This is a genomic window from Spiroplasma sp. hy2 (assembly GCF_044714365.1).
Taxonomy (GTDB): domain Bacteria; phylum Bacillota_I; class Bacilli_A; order Mycoplasmatales; family Mycoplasmataceae; genus Spiroplasma; species Spiroplasma phoeniceum.
In genome coordinates this window covers 1-2,396 of record NZ_RXFZ02000157.1, presented here as the reverse complement: position 1 = coordinate 2,396, position 2,396 = coordinate 1, and the positions used below count along the sequence as shown (strand labels likewise).

Sequence of the window (2,396 nt, the reverse complement as noted above, 5' to 3'; positions counted from 1 at the left end):
TAWTTAGAGATAATGAAGAACTAGTTCAATTGTTAATTGCTAAAGGTGTTGATATTAATCTTGAAAATAAAAATGGTGATACTCCTTTAATTACTACAATAAAAGAAGGTAATTCAATAATGGCTAAATTGTTAATTGCTAAAGGTGTTGATATTAATCTTGAAAATAAAAATGGTGATACTCCTTTAATTACTACAATAAAAGAAGGTAATTCAATAATGGCTAAATTGTTAATTGCTAAAGGTGTTGATATTAATCTTGAAAATAAAAATGGTGATACTCCTTTAATTACTGCAATAGTTATAAATAATAAAGAACTAGTTCAATTGTTAATTGCTAAAGGTGTTAATGTTAATTTTCAAAATAAAGATGGTGATACTCCTTTAATTACTGCAATAAAAGAAAATAATCAAAAAAGTGCTCAATTATTATTTGATAAAGATGCTAATGTTAATCTTCAAGATAAAGATAAATCAATTTATTTAATTAATAAAGTGTATGAAAATCAACAAAAAATTGAAAATAATCAAGAAATTAAAAAAATGGATGAAATTAAAAATAATCAAGAAATTGTTAAGTTGTTAATTGATAAAGGTGCTAATGTTAATCTTCAAAATAAAAATAGATTAACTCCTTTAGATTATGCAATAGTTAGAAATAATAAAGAACTAGTTCAATTGTTAATTGCTAAAGGTTCTAAATTAATAGTAAACGAAATTTCAAGTGATAATAATGATAATAGCAATAATACAAATCCTGTTGAAAGTGAAATACTAAATAGCGAAAATCAAAGATATGATGTTCCTTCTGATAATAGTTGTTTATTTTGATCTGTAGCAACAGCTTATTTATTACCAGTAAGAAATAATAATGAAGAATTTAGGGCGAGATTTATTCAATTATTTGGTGAACAAGAATTACAAAATTTATTATATGTTCAAAATTTATTACAACAATTTAATTTAGAAAATAATAGAGATTTAAATCAATTGTGATATCAAAATCAAACAGCAAATAATTTAGTAACAAACGTGTTTCGTAATCGTGTTGTTGATTATATACAGTCAAACTTAAACATGATTACAAATCGTGGAAGCGAATTAACATTTGGAAATGTTATTCAAGAAAATAATTATTTAGAGAGAATGAGAGAATCATCAACATGAGGTGGTACACCAGAGATATTAGCGATGACTAATATGTTAAATGCTAATATTAGTGTAAATAATGATGTCCCTTATCAACCAATTAATCAAAATTTAAATAATACTATAAATATATTTCATGTTAATGGAAATCATTATAATTTTGGTTTAGAAAATCAAACACCGCAGACAGATGCAGAATATAAAAAAAATACTGGCGGTGGTTGTTTAACTGAAGAAGATAATGATATTGAAAATAATAGTTTATTTTTAAATTTTCCACAATTAAAAAATGATGAATATCATTTTATTGATCAAAAAACAGAACAAAATAGTTTAAAAAATGATGAAAATTTAAATATTTATTTAATTAAAAATGAAAATAAGGTTATAAATAAATATAATTCTCTTTCAAAAGAACAAAAACAACAAAAATTAAATGAAATAAATCAACATTTTCAAACATTATCTGAAAATGATAAAAAAGATTTTATTGATAAATTAAAAGCAATTGGTACATCAGCAATTGGTGCTGGAATTAGTGGTGTTGGAACAAAAATGACTGTTGGTGGTTCAGTAAGCACTACTATTGGAGCAGAAACAACAGGAGAAGCTATTGAAATGACCTCACTTTTATCAGAAGGAGGTTTAACAGCTGCTGAAACTTTATCAGTTGCAGAAGGAACCGCAGTTGTTGCTTCAGAAGGAGCAGTTATTGGTACTGAAGCTGGTGCTGCAGCGGCTTTAGCTCCTGAAACTTTAGGTTTATCACTAGTGATTGGGGGATTAGCAATTGCTGGAACAGCACTAATTTGATGATTAAATCAGGGTAATGTACAACCAGTTAAACATGAATCACATAATCAATATAATGAAGTTGAAAAATACTACAAATTTTTAACTCACGATCAATTAAAATTAGATATTGATAGTAATACTTGAGATAAAATTAAACAAATTTATCAAGCAAACAAAGATAACTACGAAGGATTTAAAGAACAAATTAAAGTAACAATCACTAGTTTTCATAAAGAAGATCATAGTGGTTGGGGTTGATCAATCACTGATGAAGATACTAATACTTTAATTAATATTATTTACAATCATTTTCAAGAAATTAATAATCACTTTATTAATAATTCTAATCACGGTTGAAAAATTGTGACAAACACAATAGGTAGTTATTTTATAATTGAAGAAGAATAAAAATAAAAAAAACAACAAAATTGACATTGTCAAATAAGTTGTTTT

General features: G+C 25.1%; 1 protein-coding gene. It reads left to right on the top strand.

Translation table 4 applies throughout. The annotated features are described in order from the left end of the window. A partial coding sequence (locus tag EHV01_RS04780) for an ankyrin repeat domain-containing protein (protein ID WP_422066453.1) occupies positions 1-2,351 on the top strand: 2,351 nt, incomplete at its 5' end. Positions 2,352-2,396: the final 45 nt, after the last annotated feature.